General features: G+C 44.0%; 9 protein-coding genes, 1 riboswitch and 1 other annotated feature. Of the genes, 8 read left to right on the plus strand and 1 reads right to left on the minus strand.

Features of this window, described 5'->3' with window-relative positions; genetic code table 11:
* The first annotated feature begins 48 nt into the window (after positions 1-48).
* A riboswitch (SAM riboswitch) is annotated at positions 49-147 on the plus strand.
* Between the two features lie 125 nt (positions 148-272).
* The 8 genes from metK (at position 273) to rpoC (ending at position 18,027) form a co-directional block, all read left to right on the plus strand.
* Entirely contained in the window at positions 273-1,460 is a 1,188-nt protein-coding gene (metK, locus tag G5A70_RS10750; protein ID WP_173749649.1) for a methionine adenosyltransferase, read from the plus strand.
* Between the two features lie 241 nt (positions 1,461-1,701).
* Positions 1,702-5,400 carry a polysaccharide lyase 8 family protein gene (locus tag G5A70_RS10755; protein ID WP_226853661.1) on the plus strand — a complete coding sequence of 1,233 codons (3,699 nt, stop codon included), beginning with the start codon at positions 1,702-1,704 and terminating at the stop codon, positions 5,398-5,400.
* 6 nt (positions 5,401-5,406) lie between these two features.
* Positions 5,407-7,410, plus strand: a complete 2,004-nt coding sequence (locus G5A70_RS10760; RefSeq protein ID WP_173749650.1) for a heparinase II/III family protein — start codon at positions 5,407-5,409, stop codon at positions 7,408-7,410.
* Between the two features lie 74 nt (positions 7,411-7,484).
* Positions 7,485-7,627 (plus strand) — a sequence feature (ribosomal protein L10 leader region).
* 37 nt (positions 7,628-7,664) lie between these two features.
* On the plus strand, positions 7,665-8,150 hold the full coding sequence (rplJ, locus tag G5A70_RS10765) for a 50S ribosomal protein L10 (protein WP_173749651.1): 486 nt from the start codon (positions 7,665-7,667) through the stop codon (positions 8,148-8,150).
* Positions 8,151-8,229: 79 nt separating this feature from the next.
* Entirely contained in the window at positions 8,230-8,604 is a 375-nt protein-coding gene (gene rplL, locus G5A70_RS10770) for a 50S ribosomal protein L7/L12 (protein WP_111917888.1), read from the plus strand.
* A gap of 194 nt (positions 8,605-8,798) precedes the next feature.
* Positions 8,799-10,265, plus strand: a complete 1,467-nt coding sequence (locus G5A70_RS10775) for a carbon starvation protein A (RefSeq protein WP_173749652.1) — start codon at positions 8,799-8,801, stop codon at positions 10,263-10,265.
* 190 nt (positions 10,266-10,455) lie between these two features.
* On the plus strand, positions 10,456-14,307 hold the full coding sequence (locus tag G5A70_RS10780) for a DNA-directed RNA polymerase subunit beta (protein WP_173749653.1): 3,852 nt from the start codon (positions 10,456-10,458) through the stop codon (positions 14,305-14,307).
* Positions 14,308-14,325: 18 nt separating this feature from the next.
* Positions 14,326-18,027 carry a DNA-directed RNA polymerase subunit beta' gene (gene rpoC / locus G5A70_RS10785; RefSeq protein WP_173749654.1) on the plus strand — a complete coding sequence of 1,234 codons (3,702 nt, stop codon included), beginning with the start codon at positions 14,326-14,328 and terminating at the stop codon, positions 18,025-18,027.
* Between the two features lie 47 nt (positions 18,028-18,074).
* Here the strand turns inward: rpoC and G5A70_RS10790 are convergent, their stop codons facing one another.
* Positions 18,075-19,256 carry an ROK family protein gene (locus G5A70_RS10790; protein WP_173749655.1) on the minus strand — a complete coding sequence of 394 codons (1,182 nt, stop codon included), beginning with the start codon at positions 19,254-19,256 and terminating at the stop codon, positions 18,075-18,077.
* Between the last annotated feature and the right edge of the window lie 10 nt (positions 19,257-19,266).

The raw sequence follows: 19,266 nt of genomic DNA on the forward strand, positions 1-19,266 counted from the left end.
GCCTGCAAAAAGGTTATTGTAATATTTGCAACTGAATATTTATATTTTCTCTTATTCAGAGTGATGGAGTTACATAGGAACTGTGAAGTCACGGCAACCCCGCCAAGCGGAAGGTGCCAACCTGAGCGAGTAGTCGAACAATAAGAGGGTTCATATTACGAAATATAGATGAGTCCGCTTAGGTGGGCTCATTTTTTACGCGGAAATGTGTTCTGAATGGAGAACCACCGGGCAGGAGAAAATATACAGACAAAGAAAAGGAGAATTCATACATGGAAAAAAGATTGTTTACATCTGAATCAGTAACAGAAGGCCATCCGGATAAAATGTGCGACGCCATTTCCGATGCCATTCTGGACGCGCTTATGGAAAAAGACCCAATGAGCCGTGTTGCTTGTGAAACAGCAACCACAACAGGTATGGTGATGGTAATGGGTGAAATCACAACAAACGCTTATGTGGATATTCCGAAAATCGTAAGAGATACGGTTCGCGAAATCGGATACACAAGAGCAAAATATGGATTTGATGCAGATACCTGCGGCGTTATCATTACTATTGACGAGCAGTCTGCAGATATTGCATTGGGCGTGGACAAGGCTCTGGAAGCTAAAGAAAATAAAATGTCTGAGGAAGAGCTGGACGCTATCGGTGCAGGTGACCAGGGTATGATGTTTGGTTTTGCTACAGATGAAACCGAAGAATATATGCCATATCCGATTGCTTTGGCCCACAGACTGGCTTTACAGCTTACAAAGGTTCGTAAAGACGGTACTCTGACTTATTTAAGACCGGACGGAAAGACACAGGTTACCGTAGAGTATGATGAAAATGACAAACCGGTACGTCTGGATGCAGTAGTGCTTTCTACACAGCATGACCCGGAAGTAAGCCAGGAACAGATTCATGAAGATATTAAGAAACACGTTTTTGATGTGATTCTGCCAAAGGAAATGGTAGACGAGAATACAAAATTCTTTATCAATCCTACTGGACGTTTCGTAATCGGCGGCCCTCACGGAGACAGTGGTTTGACCGGACGTAAAATTATTGTAGATACTTACGGCGGATATGCACGTCACGGCGGCGGTGCATTTTCCGGTAAGGACTGCACAAAGGTAGACCGTTCTGCAGCATACGCAGCCCGCTATGTAGCAAAGAACATTGTGGCAGCAGGTCTGGCAAAGAAATGTGAAATCCAGCTTTCTTATGCCATTGGTGTGGCTCATCCTACTTCCGTTATGGTGGATACATTCGGAACAGGGAAACTTTCTGATAACCGTCTGGTAGAAATTATTCGTGAAAACTTTGATTTAAGACCGGCAGGTATTATCAAAATGCTTGACCTTCGCCGTCCGATTTACAAACAGACAGCAGCTTACGGACATTTCGGAAGAAATGATTTGAACCTGCCATGGGAAAAGCTGGATAAAGCAGAAGCATTGAAAAAGTATTTATAATTTTATATTAAGAAACGGGAAATACTTAATAAAATTTCATAGCGAAGACAGAGAAAGGTTTCTTTACCGATAGGTAAGGGAACCTTTTGCTTTAGAAAAATAATAGAATATTAAAAAAATAATAGAAAAAATAGAGTAACCTATAGATAGTAATAGAGAAATCTAAATATTGTATTTATAAAAGAAGGGGGGAATGGTAACTTAAAAGAATAAAAAGAAGGGTTTTCAAAAAGGAGGAACCATGAAAACAGGTAAAAGAAAAACACAAAAGTATATGAGTGCCATACTGATTGCGGCAATGAGCATGAGTCATGTAACAGGGGTATGGGCAGAGCCGGTAAATACGCAGGAAATTGCAGAAGAAAAGGCGCTGTCGGAAGAGGAAGGCAAAAAGCAAGAAGAGGCACTGCCGGAAGAAGGAGAAAAATTGGAAGAAGAGGTTCTGCAGGAAGACGAAGAGGAAAAGACAGAAGAAGGTGCAGCTGCAGAGTCTGTGCCAGGCGTTGAGGAACAGAAAGAGGAAACTTTGGAAATGGAAGTGCCGGTGGAAAATGAGAAAATTACAGTTGTCAGGGGTGAAAGTCTCCAACTGGAAAAACCGGAGAGTTTTTCTGAAAATGTTACATGGAGTGCAAAATTCTTAAAGAAGGACGGGGGATTTTTGAGAGATGCGGGTTATTCAAAAATTAAGAGAGAGTTAAAAGAAGGGGAAACGGACGGAAACCGTATGGCCGGAGATGCCAGTGCAGAGCATTTGTTAAAAATTACTGCAGATGAGGGTGGAAATGCAGTAATTACCGGAGAAAATAAAGGGAATGTCGTGGTTGTGGCACAGGATGACCAGGGAAAGACAGCGCAGTGGAAGGTAGAAATCCTGTATCAGTCTCCTTCTGTATTGCCGTCTGCGGCGGAGGAAGACTATGGGAAAATCCGTCAGGTGTGGAAAGAATCTTTAATCGGTAAGGAGTTGTCTCTGGAAGAAGGCGGAGCAGAGGTTTTAGAGGAGATTAACCAGGAGGCAGAAACTATCTGGAATTCTTATGCTTATAAGGGGCAGGAGGAGTGCAGCGGTATTCCGTGGACAGAAGATGAGGGCGCAAAGGGGAATAAAAATATTCCATACAAAGATGATGCGGTGGAATTTCGTCCTTCCTTTAAGAAAGTACTTTCCATGTGTAAAGCCTATGCCGCAGAGGGAGGAAAGCTGTATCAGAATCAGGATATGCTGAAAGATATCACAAAGATACTGGATTTTCTGTGTGGTTCCTGCTATACACCCAAAAGCCAGACCGATAACTGGTGGACCTGGGAGATTGGGATTCCGAAAGACTTGATTCCGGCGTTGGTCCTGGTTTACGACGGGCTGACAGAGGAACAGGTTATGGCATATACAGAATCTCTTTATTTCTTTCAGCCAGACCCATTTCATGAAGGGGTAATTAACACGGCCAGTACTCATGGCCAGGGATATCGGGAGGCTCAGGGGGCTAATATTATTGACTGCTCCACAACAGCGGTAGGCCTTGGCGCATTAAGAAAGGATAATGAACTGGTGTATTTGGGAATGCTGGCCTCATCTGAAACCTTTGTTATTCAGAATGTAGAAGACAGCACCCAGATAGCAGGGAATGGATACAGCAGCGGTTTTTATCCGGATGGTTCTTATCTGGACCACATAAAAGTACCATATTTAGGGGCTTATGGAATTGAATTCATGAAGGGAGGAGCTAAAATACCCTCTCTGCTTGCCGGCACACCCTGGAAGTATCCGGAACAGGTTCAGGAAAATTTGGAGAGTTATATAGTAGAAAGTTTTGGCAATGGCATGTACAGAGGAATGATGCTGGATTGCCTGAAGGGGCGTTCTGTGTCCAGACCTGCAAGCAGCAATAAGGCAGCGGGACGTGAGGCGATGACGGTTATTCTTCAGATTGCAGATTCTTTCAGCGAAGAAGCTAAGAATACTACACTTTCTTCCTTGAAATACTGGATGGAAGAGGATGAAGGATTTGTGGACAGTCTTACAGGTGCGGAAAACATGGCAATAAAAAAGAAAGCCAAGGAAATTTTAGAAGATAGCTCCATTCAAAGCCAGGTGACGCCAATACATAAATCCTATCCGCTCATGGACCGTGCTGTTCACAGAACAGAGAATTACTTATTTGCCCTGTCCATGTACTCAGAGCGTATTCAGAATACGGAAATTATGAACGACGAAAATCGTTTTGGATGGCATCAGAATAACGGTATGACTTATATTTATGATGCAGATGAACAGTATACAGAAAACTACTGGAATACAGTAAATCCGTTAAGGCTGCCGGGAACTACCGTGGTTCCTGTGAATATCGGAACGGGAAAGCCGGATGGCTCTGGATTTGCACAGGGCGGGGACTTCTGTTCCAACGAAAGCTGGGTGGGAGGAACTTCCCTTGGCAATTATGGTATCAGTGGTATGGCGTTTTCCGGAGAAACACAGGGAATTGCAGGAGATGCTCCGGTTTCTTATGCTCCTGAGTTAAAGGGCAAGAAGTCGTGGTTCATGTTTGGGGATGAGATTGTTTGTCTGGGTGCAGGAATTACGAATAAAAATATGGAACTTCCTGTGGAAACAACTATTGAAAACAAAAAACTGAAGGAAGATGGAAGTAATCGTTTGCTTGTAAATGGAGAGGAAACGGATATTCCGGTCAAAGAAGCGAATGTAAAAGAACTTGTTGAACGCAGTGCAGATGCGTCAGGTACAAGCTTTGATAAGGTAAGCTGGGCACATTTAGAGGGGAATCAGTCGGCGGGAACAGGATATTATTTTCCGGAGGAAAATACAGAAATTCAGGTTCGTCGGGGACGGACAACAGGAAACTGGAAGGATATAGGAACCTTTGAAGGAGAGAGCACAGAGAATTATCTGGAAATGTGGGTTGACCATGGACAGAATCCAGAAAATGCCGCTTACAGCTACGTGCTGCTGCCGGAAACAAGCGTTGAGGAAACAGAGCGTTATGCAAAAGCACCGAAAATAACGGTGTTGGAAAACAGCGGTGAAGTGCAGGCTGTCCGTCACCAGGAACTGGGGATTACAGGAATAAATTTCTGGCAGGAGCAGGGAGGAAGTGTAGAAGGAATAACAAGCGATAAACCCGCTTCGGTTATGCTGCAGGAAACAGGCGGCGGAACATTGAAAATTTCTGTTTCTGACCCTACCATGAAGAATACAGAGGCTATTCGGATTACTGTTAACAAAGAAATAGCAGACAGCATCCAAATGGACGAAAATGTAACTTGCGAGAAGAAAGAAGGCGGGGTTGTTTTGACCTTCCACATGGCCGGAACAAATGGTGAGGCATGTATGGCAGAACTTCGGCTTTCGTCTCCTGCGGTACCGGAAACACCAGAAACACCAGAAGGACCGGAAAGCCAGGGAAAAGTCACATTGCTGAATGAAAAACATGGTATTCAATTAACAGGGGAGGGTTTAACCTCTGATATGCAGTTGTCTGTAAAAGCATTGGATAAAAAGCATGCAGACGTAAAGCTTATGGAGAAGGAGCTTTCCTCTAAGGAACAGCTGAGTAATCCTATTGAAATTCAGCTTTTAAAGGATGGAAAAGAGATTGCCCTTCCTCATAAAGCAGAACTTCAGCTTCCTGTGGGAGAGAGATACAATGGAAAAGAGGTTGCAGTGCTTTCCTGTGACAATCCAAAGGTGCAGAAGTTCCAAGTTAAAGTAAAGGATGGGCGTGCTTTGATAGAAGTGGAAACTTTAAACAGTTTTGGTGTGGTATTTGATAAAGCGTTTTCTGCAAGTGCAGATAAGATAAAGCCGAATAAGGTAAAAACAGGAGATGAGACACCGTTTGCCGTATGGTCTGCTATGTTTATAGCGGGAGGCACACTGTTTATCGTGTTTAAGAGAAAAATTTCTGAAACAAAGGAATAGAGTGTTATGAATAAGAAAACATATTTTGAAAGACAGAAAAACAGATATAAAGAAGGGGAATTTCGCTGGTGTACGCAAACGGTCCTGCAGCAGCACAAGGAGAACTGCCGACAGATTATGCGCATTGCGGATGAGGCGGTTCGTTTGGAATTTCTCTTTGATTTGCCATGGGATATGGAGCGCACTTATAAAATTGAGAAATTTCAATATCCTATTGATTGGACTTATATGCCCACAGATGATTCGGAATTTATCTATCAGATGAACCGGCATAGATATTTTATTTGCCTCGGACAGGCTTATGCTATGACAGGAAATGAAAAATATGCAGAAGCCTTTGTCCGCATCCTGAGGGATTGGATTGAGCATGTGCCTCTGAATCAAGAGAGCAAAAAGGTCACATGGAGAGAGATTGAGGCGGGAATCCGGGCAGAGAACTGGACGAAAAGTATTTTATATTTCGAGAACAGTTCTTTGGTAGACGATGATTTTATGGAGTTGTTTACAAAGAGCCTGGAAGAGCATGGAGAATATCTTTTTAACGCGAAAAGGGGATTTCAGATATCCAGCAACTGGGGTGTTCTTGAAAATCACGGTCTGCTTTTTATAGGGCTTGCTTTGGGAAAAGAAATTTATACAGAAACAGCGCTGAAGCGTTTGGAACAGGAAGTTCAAATTCAGATTTTTTCGGACGGCGTACACTGGGAGCAGTCCTGTATGTACCATAATGAAGTGCTTCACTGCGTCTTAGAGACTATCCATATGTTGCAGGCTTGGGGCAGAAAGATTCCTGAGAAAATAACAGAAGCAGCCAGACGTATGGCTATGGTGAATGTGGCATGGAAAAAGCCGGACGGCTGCCAGCCCCTTACAGGAGACAGCGATGAGACGAATGTAGAGGATATGCTGGCGGTATCTGCTATTCTGCTTGCAAAAGAGGGAAAGAAGGAGGCGGAAGTGTTAAAAGGCTGTGCCGGACAGTACCCGGATTATGAAAGCATATGGGATTTGCGCAGAGAGGGAGCTGAAATTTATGAGAGAATTTTAGGGCGTGTGCCCCAGCAGACAAACTTTATGCTGGAAGAAAGCGGAAACTATTATGTGCGAAATAACTGGGAACGTAACGGAGAATATCTGCACTTTAGAAACGGCTGCCTGGGAGGCGGACACGGACATAATGACAAGCTGCATATAGATGTAGTCAGTGAGGGTGAGGATGTGTTGGTCGACGCGGGAAGGTATCAGTACACTTATCATGAGAAAAATCGTATCTGGCTGAAAAGTGCGTATGCGCACAATACGCTGTTGGTGGACAATAAGGATTTTATGGAATATACCGATGCATGGGGGAGTGAGTATGCCGCGCCGGAATTGAGGATTTCGCCAATACAAAAGGCAGGGTATCTGGTATTGGAAGGGGCGCATACCGGTTATCTGCAAAAGGGGGTACAGGTGCTTTTAAAGAGAATGGTTGTGGTGTTGGAGCCGGGGGTATATGTTCTGGCAGATATGGCATACACCAGCGAAAAGCACACCTACAGCAGGCTTTTCCATTTTAATAATCAGGGAAATCTTGTTTGCGAAGATAACAGAATTGTATACAATGGGACAAGGGCAAAAATGGAGCTGGTATTTCCGCAGGAAAACATTTCTTTTCACAGAATAGAAAGCAAAATTTCCCGTCATTATAATTTGTATGAAAAAAATGAGGCGGTAAGTGCAGAGGCGCAGGGGGAAGGGCAGACAGCCATGTTTGCGGTGCTGGCAGGAAAGCAGATGCAGCCGGTTCAGGTGTGTATGCGGTCGGTTTATAATCCGGTAAGAAACTGTGCGCTGAAAGAAGAATATGCTCAGGGTCTGTATATTCGTACGGATAATCACGAGTATCGGCTTATATTTAGATATAAGGACTTAACCGGTCCTCATGACTTGCTTCAAATGGATTCCTGCATGGGGATAGGACGTCTTTTGATAAGTGCAGACGGGGAAAATACCATCAGTTTCGCATGAGATATAAAAAGTGAAAGTTGTTTTACTGTAGAAAAGTAAAAAAACCGTTGACAAATTATTGTTTTTGTGATAATTTATCAGAGGAATAGCTGCCGAAGACAGCAGGTGCCGTAAGGCATAAGGATAAAAACGCCTGCCGAGGAAAGATTCATTCTTGATTCATAAGATTGATTTTGAGCCTCTTTGTCTTGTGCAAAGAGGCTTTCTTAATTTTGAGCAGCGCAGCCTAAAAAAATAAGGAGGTGCACTAATTCATGGCAAAAGTAGAACTTAAAAAACCTGTCGTAGAAGAAATTTCCAACAGCATTAAAGATGCAGCAGCTGTAGTTTTAGTAAACTACAAAGGTATCAATGTTGAGCAGGATACACAGATGCGTAAGGAATTAAGAGAAGCTGGAGTTGTTTACAAAGTTTACAAAAACACAATGATGAACTTTGCATTCAAAGGAACAGCTTGCGAAGAATTATGCCAGCATTTAGAAGGAACAAACGCTTTAGCTGTATGTACAGAAGATGCAACAGCTCCTGCAAGAATCCTTGCTAAATACGCAAAAACAGTTCCGACACTGGAATTAGTAGCAGGTGTTGTAGAAGACGCTTACTACGATAAGGCAGGAATCGAAGCACTTTCCCAGGTTCCTTCAAGAGAAGAACTTCTTGGAAAATTGCTTGGAAGTATCCAGTCTCCTATCGCAAACTTCGCTCGTGTGCTTAATCAGATTGCTGAACAGCAGGCCTAATAAGCAGTTTCAGTGAAGTGACCGCCCAAAGGGGCAGACCAAATAATATAATGAATGAAAAAATTGGAGGTAAATTATAATGGCAAAATTAACAACAGCTGAATTTATTGAAGCTATCAAAGAATTATCCGTATTAGAATTAAACGAATTAGTAAAAGCTTGTGAAGAAGAATTTGGTGTATCTGCAGCAGCAGGTGTTGTAGTTGCAGCAGCAGGCGGAGCAGCAGAAGCAGCAGAAGAAAAAGATGAGTTCGACGTAGAATTAACAGAAGTTGGACCAAACAAAGTTAAAGTTATCAAAATCGTTCGTGAAGCTACAGGCTTAGGCTTAAAAGAAGCTAAAGAAGTAGTTGACGGAGCTCCTAAGGTTCTGAAAGAAGCTGCATCTAAAGCAGAAGCTGAAGAAATCAAAACAAAACTGGAAGCAGAAGGCGCTAAAGTTACTCTTAAATAATTTTAACGTTCAGAGCATTTCTGGAAAATCAAAACTGCCGCATACGGTGATGAAAGTCATCGATGCGGCAGTTTTTTGTTGAATTGAATAAAATTTTATAAATAATTTCGTCATTTTTCCTGCGATAAAAACTTTACAAATTAACGCTTTAATACTATACTGTAATAAAAAAGAGAAAAGAGGGTGGAAAGATAATGATTACGTTTATCATTGGTCTTGTGATTTTGTTTGTAGGTGCAGCGTTATATGGAAGATTCTGCGAAAAGGTTTTTGGACCGGATGACAGAAAGACTCCGGCTTATACCAAGCAGGATGGTATTGATTATGTGCCTATGAAAAAGTGGAAAAACAGTCTTATTAACCTGCTGAATATTGCAGGTACAGGTCCAATTCTGGGTCCTATCCAGGGGATTTTGTTTGGCCCCATTGCCTTTATTACGATTCCTATCGGAAATATTATCGGAGGAGCTATGCACGATTACTTTTCCGGTATGATTTGTCTGCGGGACGGTGGAACACAGATGCCGGATATGATACGGAAGTACAGCAATAAGGGTGTTTATGGAGTCTATCAGGTTTTTTGCAGTTTACTGCTTCTACTGGTGGGTGCGGTGTTTGTTTACACGCCGGGAGACATAGCCGCGACGCAGGTCTTTGGATTTGACGGTGCAGCAACTTCAGTTTCTACCTGGGTAATCTATGGGGTGATTTTTGCTTATTATCTTATTGCAACGGTATTTCCTATCGACGCTATTATCGGAAGGATTTATCCGGTTTTCGGTGCAGTGCTTCTGTTTTCAGCTATTGGTGTGTTTATAGGGCTTTTTGTGCAGGGATATCCGCTGGTAGAACTTTGGGATAACTGGAATGGTCCGTTGGTTGCTTACGGAGATTACTTTGGGGAAAATCATTTTATTCCGGTATTTTTCATTACAGTGGCTTGCGGTATTTTGTCTGGATTTCACTCTACACAGACGGCGATTATTTCCCGTACTGTCAAAAGTGAAAAAGAAGGACGTATGACTTTCTATAACATGATGATTGTGGAAGGATTTATTGCTATGGTTTGGGCTGCTGGAGCTATGGGAGTTTACAATCTGGGACTTCAGAGCGCAGATCCGGCTCTGGCTACGGCAACCATTGGTGTGGTTTGTAAGAATTTGCTGGGTTCTGTGGGCGGTATTATAGCACTTGTTGGAGTTATTGTACTTCCCATTACGTCAGGAGATACGGCGCTTCGTTCACTGCGGTTGGCTATTGCGGATACGTTCCGTATTGATCAGACTTCGACAAAGAAACGTTTGGCGCTGTCGGCGGTTATCTTTTCGCTGGTGGCAGCGATTCTGGTATTTGCTAAAATGAATGCAAATGGCTTTAATGTTTTGTGGCGTTATTTCGCCTGGTCGAATCAGGCCCTTTCGTTGTTTGCGTTTTTGGCAATATCTATCTGGATGTTTGAACATAAAAAAGAAAAATTTGTGTGGATGCCTTTGATACCGGGTGCCTGGTATGCTTTTGTTACAATTACCTATATAGCGAATGCTAAGATTGGGTTTAATATTCCATGGACAGGCGCTTATATCGTTGGTGTATGTGCGGCAGTGGCTTATGTGGGTGTGATACTTTGGTATGGCAAGAATAGGGCAGCAGCCGTGAAATAGATTTTGAGAGAACCTTTGCGGAGGTTCTCTTTTGTGTCGGGAAAAATATTATTTTAGGAAAATCTATTGACACTCTTGACAAAGCATGATATAGTGAGAAATGCACTATTATGGCAAGTTATGCCTAGGAGTCTATCAAAAAGAGACTTCAGCATTAATTAAATTAAAACATACAAGGGGTGAAACGTCAATGGAGAAAAACAGAATCCGTTCCGTAACTAATGGTAAGGCAATGAGAATGTCATACCAGCGCCAGAAAGAGGTACTGGAAATGCCAAACCTCATCGAGGTTCAGAAAGATTCTTACCAGTGGTTTCTGGACGAAGGCTTAAATGAGGTTTTTGAAGACATCTCTCCAATCGCAGACTATAGCGGTAAATTGAGCTTGGAATTTGTTGGCTTTACTTTGTGTGAAGATGAAAAGAAATATTCCATCGAGCAGTGTAAGGAAAGAGATGCAACATATGCAGCGCCTTTGAAAGTAAAGGTGAGATTACACAACAAAGAAAACGGCGAAATTGCTACACATGAGATTTTCATGGGTGATTTGCCACTAATGACAGCAACCGGTACGTTTGTTATTAACGGTGCTGAACGTGTTATCGTCAGCCAGTTAGTACGTTCACCGGGTATTTATTATGCAATCGCACACGATAAACTGGGAAAAACCCTGTATTCCTCTACTGTTATCCCCAACAGGGGCGCATGGCTGGAATATGAAACCGACTCCAATGACGTATTCTATGTGCGTGTAGACAGAACCAGAAAAGTCCCTATTACAGTTTTGATTCGTGCTCTTGGTATTGGCACGAATGCGGAAATTATCGATTTATTCGGTGAAGAACCAAAGATTTTAGCCAGCTTTACAAAGGATACTTCCGAAAACTATCAGGAAGGTCTGCTGGAATTATACAAAAAGATTCGCCCGGGTGAACCGCTGGCTGTGGAAAGTGCAGAGAGCCTGATTACAAGCATGTTCTTTGACCCGCGGCGCTATGACCTGGCAAAAGTGGGACGTTACAAATTTAATAAGAAATTACTCCTTCGTAATCGTATTGCAGGGCAGATGCTTGCTGAAGAGGTCGTGGATGTAACAACAGGCGAGATTATCGCAGAAGCCGGAACCGTTGTAACAAAGGAACTGGCTGACCAGATTCAGAACGCTGCTGTTCCATATGTATGGATTCAGGGCGAAGAGCGCAACATCAAAGTACTTTCCAGCATGGCGGTAGATATCAGAAGTCATGTGGATTTAAGCGAGGAAGAACTGAAAGAGCTGGGTGTTACAGAATTCGTATACTATCCGGTACTTGCAAAGATTCTGGAAGAAAATGAAGAAACGGAAGATATCAAAGACGCAATCAGGAGAGACATTCATGAATTGATTCCGAAGCACATTACAAAGGAAGATATTCTGGCGTCTATCAACTACAACATGCATCTGGAATACGGTCTTGGAACCGATGATGATATCGACCACTTAGGAAACAGACGTATCAGAGCTGTAGGTGAACTGTTGCAGAACCAGTACAGAATCGGTCTTTCCAGACTGGAAAGAGTGGTTCGTGAAAGAATGACCACCCAGGATTTAGATGGTATTTCACCGCAGTCCCTGATTAATATCAAACCGGTAACTGCAGCAGTGAAAGAATTCTTCGGTTCTTCTCAGCTGTCCCAGTTCATGGATCAGAACAACCCTCTGGGTGAGCTGACACATAAGAGACGTCTTTCCGCACTTGGACCTGGCGGTCTGTCCCGAGACAGAGCCGGATTCGAGGTACGAGATGTCCACTACTCCCATTACGGAAGAATGTGTCCTATCGAGACCCCTGAAGGTCCGAACATCGGTCTGATTAACTCTCTGGCTTCTTATGCGAGAATCAATGAGTATGGTTTCGTAGAAGCGCCTTACAGAAAGATTGATAAGACAGATAAGAAAAATCCTCGTGTTACAGATGAAGTTATCTATATGACAGCAGATGAAGAGGATAATTACCATGTAGCACAGGCGAATGAGCCGCTGGACGAAGAAGGACATTTCATTCATAAGAATGTATCCGGTCGTTACAGAGAAGAAACACAGGAATACGAACGCCAGATGTTCGATTATATGGACGTATCCCCGAAGATGGTGTTCTCAGTGGCTACAGCTTTGATTCCGTTCCTGCAGAACGACGACGCCAACCGTGCGCTCATGGGTTCCAACATGCAGCGTCAGGCCGTGCCGCTTCTGACGACAGACGCGCCGGTGGTTGGTACTGGTATGGAATCAAAAACAGCAGTGGACTCCGGTGTTTGTGTGCTTGCGGATAAAGCAGGTACTGTAGAGTGTGCTGCGTCAAAAGAAATTACTATTAAAAATGATGACGGTACAAAATCCGTTTATCATCTGACAAAATTCATGAGAAGTAACCAGAGTAACTGCTACAACCAGAGACCGATTGTGTTTAAGGGTGAGCATGTAGAAGCAGGACAGGTTATTGCAGACGGGCCTTCTACTTCTAACGGAGAACTGGCACTTGGTAAGAACCCGTTGATTGGATTCATGACCTGGGAAGGTTACAACTACGAGGATGCCGTTCTTCTGAGCGAAAGACTGGTTATGGATGATGTATATACATCTATTCATATTGAAGAATATGAAGCGGAAGCAAGAGATACCAAGCTGGGACCGGAAGAAATTACAAGAGATGTTCCTGGTGTGGGTGACGATGCATTAAAAGATTTGGACGAAAGAGGTATTATCCGTATCGGTGCGGAAGTTCGTGCCGGAGATATTCTGGTTGGTAAGGTAACTCCAAAGGGAGAGACAGAACTGACTGCAGAAGAAAGACTGCTTCGTGCTATCTTTGGTGAGAAAGCAAGAGAAGTGCGTGATACTTCCCTGAAAGTGCCGCATGGTGAATACGGTATTGTCGTAGACGCAAAAGTGTTTACAAGAGAAAACGGCGACGAGTTGTCACCGGGTGTAAACCAGGCTGTCCGCATCTACATCGCACAGAAGAGAAAAATCTCTGTTGGTGATAAGATGGCCGGTCGTCACGGTAACAAGGGTGTTGTCTCCCGTGTACTTCCTGTAGAAGATATGCCGTTCCTGCCAAATGGACGTCCGCTGGACATCGTACTGAATCCTCTGGGCGTGCCTTCCCGTATGAACATCGGACAGGTGCTGGAAATCCACTTGAGTCTTGCTGCGAAAGCACTTGGCTTCAATATTGCGACACCGGTATTTGACGGTGCAAACGAAAATGATATTCAGGATACACTGGAGCTTGCAAATGATTATGTAAATACAGAAGATTTTGAAGAGTTCCGTGCAAAATATGAAGATACATTAAGACCGGAAGTTATGCAGTTCCTGGACGAAAACAAGGCTCACAGAGAGCTTTGGAAGGGCGTTCCGCTTTCCAGAGACGGAAAAGTAAGACTGCGTGACGGACGTACAGGTGAATATTTCGACAGTCCGGTAACCATCGGACACATGCACTACCTGAAACTGCATCACCTGGTAGACGATAAGATTCATGCACGTTCCACTGGTCCATACTCCCTGGTAACACAGCAGCCGCTGGGTGGTAAAGCTCAGTTCGGCGGACAGCGTTTCGGAGAGATGGAGGTTTGGGCTCTGGAGGCTTACGGTGCATCTTATACTCTGCAGGAAATCCTGACAGTAAAATCCGATGATGTTATCGGTCGTGTGAAAACTTACGAAGCAATTATTAAAGGCGACAATATTCCGAAACCGGGTGTTCCGGAATCCTTCAAGGTACTTCTGAAAGAATTGCAGTCCCTGGGTCTTGACGTCAGAGTTCTGGGCGAAGATATGCAGGAAGTGGAAATCATGGAAAACGTAGATTACGGCGATACAGACATGCGTTCCATTATCGAAGGCGATTCCAGAGGAAGAGAAGAAGAGGACTATGGCAGCCACGGATTCTCCAAACAGGAGTTTGAAGGAGAAGAACTGGTAGATGTTGAAGAAGAAGCTGATGAAGACGACGTATTCTTAGACTTTGATGAAGATGCTCTTGACGAAGAGTAAGGAGGAAAGGAGTCCACAATGCCAGAAACAGCAAAGAATGAGGTATATAAGCCAATGACCTTTGATGCCATTAAAATCGGACTGGCATCCCCGGAGAAAATCCGGGAATGGTCTCATGGTGAGGTGAAAAAACCGGAAACCATTAACTACAGAACACTGAAACCGGAAAAGGACGGCCTTTTCTGCGAAAGAATCTTCGGACCAAGCAAGGATTGGGAGTGTCACTGTGGTAAGTATAAGAAGATTCGTTATAAAGGCGTAATCTGTGACAGATGTGGTGTTGAAGTGACAAAAGCATCTGTCCGCAGAGAGCGTATGGGACATATTGAACTGGCAGCGCCGGTTTCCCATATCTGGTATTTCAAGGGTATTCCTTCCAGAATGGGTCTGATTCTTGACCTGTCCCCAAGAACTTTGGAAAAAGTTCTTTATTTTGCTAACTACATTGTACTGGATGCAGGAACTACAGACCTGCAGTACAAACAGGTTCTGACGGAGAGAGAATATCAGGACGCCAGAGAAAAATATGGCGAAGAATTCCGCGTGGGCATGGGTGCAGAAGCGATTCAGGAACTTCTGGCAGCTATCGACCTGGAAAGAGAATCCAAAGAGCTCAAAGCGGGCTTAAAGGATTCCACAGGCCAGAAACGTGCCCGTATTGTAAAACGTCTGGAAGTTGTAGAAGCTTTCCGTGAATCCGGAAACAGACCGGACTGGATGATTATGACTGTTGTTCCGGTAATTCCGCCGGATTTACGTCCTATGGTACAGCTGGACGGCGGACGTTTTGCAACCTCTGACTTAAATGATTTGTACAGAAGAATTATCAATAGAAACAACCGTCTGAAAAGACTGTTGGAACTGGGCGCACCGGATATTATTGTCCGCAACGAGAAGAGAATGCTGCAGGAAGCTGTGGATGCTCTTATCGACAATGGACGCCGCGGCCGTCCGGTTACAGGTCCTGGAAACAGAGCGCTGAAATCCCTTTCCGATATGCTGAAAGGTAAATCAGGACGTTTCCGTCAGAACCTGCTTGGTAAACGTGTTGACTACTCAGGACGTTCCGTTATCGTCGTAGGACCGGAACTGAAAATTTTCCAGTGTGGTCTTCCGAAAGAAATGGCTATCGAGCTGTTTAAGCCATTTGTAATGAAAGAACTGGTATCTAACGGTACTGCCCACAACATCAAGAATGCAAAGAAGATGGTAGAAAAGCTGGAGCCGGCTGTATGGGACGTACTGGAAGATGTTATTAAAGAGCATCCGGTTATGTTAAACCGTGCACCTACTCTGCATAGACTTGGTATTCAGGCCTTTGAACCGATTCTGGTAGAGGGTAAGGCAATTAAGCTGCACCCATTGGTTTGTACTGCGTTCAACGCGGACTTCGATGGTGACCAGATGGCGGTTCACCTTCCATTGTCTGTAGAAGCTCAGGCAGAGTGCCGTTTCCTTCTGCTTTCACCGAACAACCTGCTGAAACCGTCTGATGGTGGTCCGGTAGCCGTTCCTTCACAGGATATGGTTCTTGGTATTTACTATCTGACACAGGAAAGACCGGGAAGCAAGGGAGAAGGCAAGATATTCAAGAGTGTAAACGAAGCTATTCTGGCTTATGAAAACCAGGCCATTACTCTGCAGACCAAGATTTTTGTATATGCAGAGAAGAAAATGGCTGACGGAAGCATTTTAAGAGGAAAGGTGCCGTCCACACTGGGACGTCTTCTGTTCAACGAAATTCTTCCTCAGGATTTAGGCTTTGTTGACAGAACTGTACCGGGCAATGAATTGCTTCCGGAAGTGGATTTCCTGGTAGGAAAGAAACAGTTAAAACAGATTCTGGAAAAAGTTATCAATACTCACGGCGCAACCAAGACGGCAGAAGTTTTGGATGCAATTAAAGCTATGGGTTACAAATATTCTACAAGAGCGGCTATGACGGTATCTATTTCCGATATGACCGTGCCGCCTCAGAAACCGGAAATGATTAAACAGGCACAGGATACCGTTGACCTGATTACCAAGAACTTCAAACGTGGTCTGATTACAGAAGAAGAGCGTTACAAAGAAGTTGTAGATACATGGAAAAAGACGGACGATGCCCTGACAAAAGCGCTGCTTACCGGACTGGACAAGTATAACAACATCTTCATGATGGCTGACTCCGGTGCCCGTGGTTCTGATAAGCAGATTAAACAGCTGGCAGGTATGCGTGGTTTGATGGCCGATACAACTGGTCACACCATCGAGTTGCCTATTAAATCAAACTTCCGTGAAGGTCTGGACGTACTGGAATACTTCATGTCTGCCCATGGTGCTCGTAAAGGTCTGTCCGATACAGCGCTTCGTACCGCCGACTCCGGTTACCTGACAAGACGTCTGGTTGACGTTTCTCAGGAACTGATTGTCCGCGATGTGGACTGCTGTGAAGGTACAGGAGAAATTCCGGGTATGTGGATTAAAGCCTTTGCAGACGGAAAAGAAGAAATCGAAAGTCTTCAGGAACGTATTACAGGACGTTTCTCCTGCGAGACAATCAAAGATAAAGATGGAAATGTTATCGTAAAAGCAAACCATATGATTACACCGAAACGTGCTGCAAGAGTGGTAAAAGACGGTGTAAACGCAGAAGGCAAGCCATACGATACTGTAAAAATCCGTACGATTCTTACCTGTAAATGTAAGATTGGTGTCTGCGCAAAATGTTACGGTGCCAACATGGCTACAGGTGAGCCGGTACAGGTTGGTGAATCTGTTGGTATCATTGCAGCGCAGTCCATCGGTGAACCTGGTACACAGCTTACCATGCGTACTTTCCATACCGGTGGTGTGGCCGGCGGAGATATCACACAGGGTCTTCCTCGTGTCGAAGAACTTTTCGAGGCAAGAAAGCCGAAAGGTCTTGCCATTATCACGGAAATCCAGGGTGTTGCGACTCTGAAAGATACTAAGAAGAAGCGTGAGATTATTGTTACAGACAATGAGAGCGGTGAATCCAAGACTTACCTGATTCCATACGGCTCCCGTATTAAAGTACAGGATGGCGATTATCTGGAAGCAGGTGACGAACTGACAGAAGGTTCTGTAAATCCGCATGATATCCTGAGAATTAAGGGTGTTCGTGCTGTACAGGATTACATGATTCGCGAAGTACAGCGAGTTTACCGTCTGCAGGGTGTAGAAATCAACGATAAGCATATCGAAGTGATTGTTCGCCAGATGTTGAAGAAAATCCGTATCGAGAATAATGGAGATACAGAATTCCTTCCGGGTACTCTGGTAGACGTTTTAGACTTCGAGGAGGAAAATGGAAAACTTATTGCAGAGGGCAAAGAGCCGGCAGAAGGCCAGCAGGTTATGCTGGGTATCACAAAGGCTTCTCTGGCAACCAACTCCTTCTTATCAGCCGCTTCCTTCCAGGAAACTACAAAGGTTCTTACAGAAGCAGCTATCAAAGGTAAGATTGACCCGCTTATCGGTCTGAAAGAAAACGTTCTTATCGGTAAATTGATTCCGGCTGGTACAGGTATGAAGACTTATGCCAACATTAAGCTGGATACAGACGGAGATGACGAAGAAGAGTTTGAAGACGACTTAGATGAGACAGAAGATGAATTACTGGAAACTGCAGAGGATTCTGAAGATGCAGAAGGGGAAGAAGCAGAAGAAATGGAACTTTCTGAAGAGGAAGAAGAAGCAGAATTAACAGAAGAATAAAAACAGAAGCACGGAGAATTCCGAAAGGGGTTTTCCGTGCTTCTGTTTTATATAACAGATATGTAAAACTGTTTAATAGCATAGGCCGCAGCGCCGGCAGCGCCTTCCAAAGGATTGTAGGGAAGGATGTTTACGGTCTGGTCTGTTGGGTCATCCACAAAAAGGAGCTGCTGCTTAATGTAGTCCATGAGTTCCTCACTGATTTCCTTGTTGGAAAAGAGGGGGCAGTGAAGATAAATCTTGTCCGGGTTCATAATAATGGCCAGATTGGAAATGGTAACACCTAAATATTTCAGGGCAGTGGAAATATAACTGCCTACCTGAGGGTCGCCCAGGGAGAAGGCCTTGGATATATCCTCCAGCGTCAGTTCTTCCGCGGAAGGCTTTAGGGAAGTCAGAACCGTTGCAGCGTTGCTGTTGTAAAGCAACCGGCAATATTTTAAGAGCCAGGTTTCGCTGCAGTAAGTCTGAAGACAGCCGCGCTTGCCGCATTCGCATTTTTTGCCTTCTGGATTTACAATGGTGTGTCCAATCTCTCCGGCATAGTAGTTTGTACCCTGAAAGAGGCGGCTGTCTTTCATCATGGCACAGAACATTCCCAGTCCTATATGGAAAAAAGCAAAAGTTTCCGGTGAAGACTTGTCGAACAGATAGCGTCCGAAAGCCATACAGCGCACATTATTTTCACATATTACCGGAAATGGAAGGCGCTTTTTTAATTCTTTCCCGCTGAATCCGGGAAAAGTAGAAGAATTTACAATCACCTTATCTTGTTTGTGATCAATGTGTCCGGGTACAGCAACACCAATTCCTATAAGAGAGTTGGAGATTTCAGGGAGACTGTCCAAAATCTCTGTGATTTTATGTATCAGGAATTCCGTAATGTTTTCTTTTGGCTCTGCTTTCCTCAGTATGGAAGTTTCGAATACAGGTTTTCCCCGGAGATTGCAGATGAGAAAACGTACATGCCGCAGGGTGAATTCTACTCCCATGGAATATACATGGTCGGGAACGATATCCAGCAGAATTTTCTTTCGTCCGGGAGAAGAGTCTCCAAGGGTTTCATCCGAACCTAATTCCCGGATAATACCTTCCTGAATAAAATTTGAGGATATGGAAGTTACTGTAGCGGGGGTAATCTGTGTTTTTTTGGCAATGGTTGAACGGGCAACCGGAGCATGACGGAAAATATATTCCAGAATGGTGCTTCTGTTTTCCTGAGTGGTCATAAGCTGCAAA

Origin of the sequence: Blautia hansenii (assembly GCF_013304445.1) — a bacterium.
Lineage (GTDB): Bacteria > Bacillota > Clostridia > Lachnospirales > Lachnospiraceae > Blautia.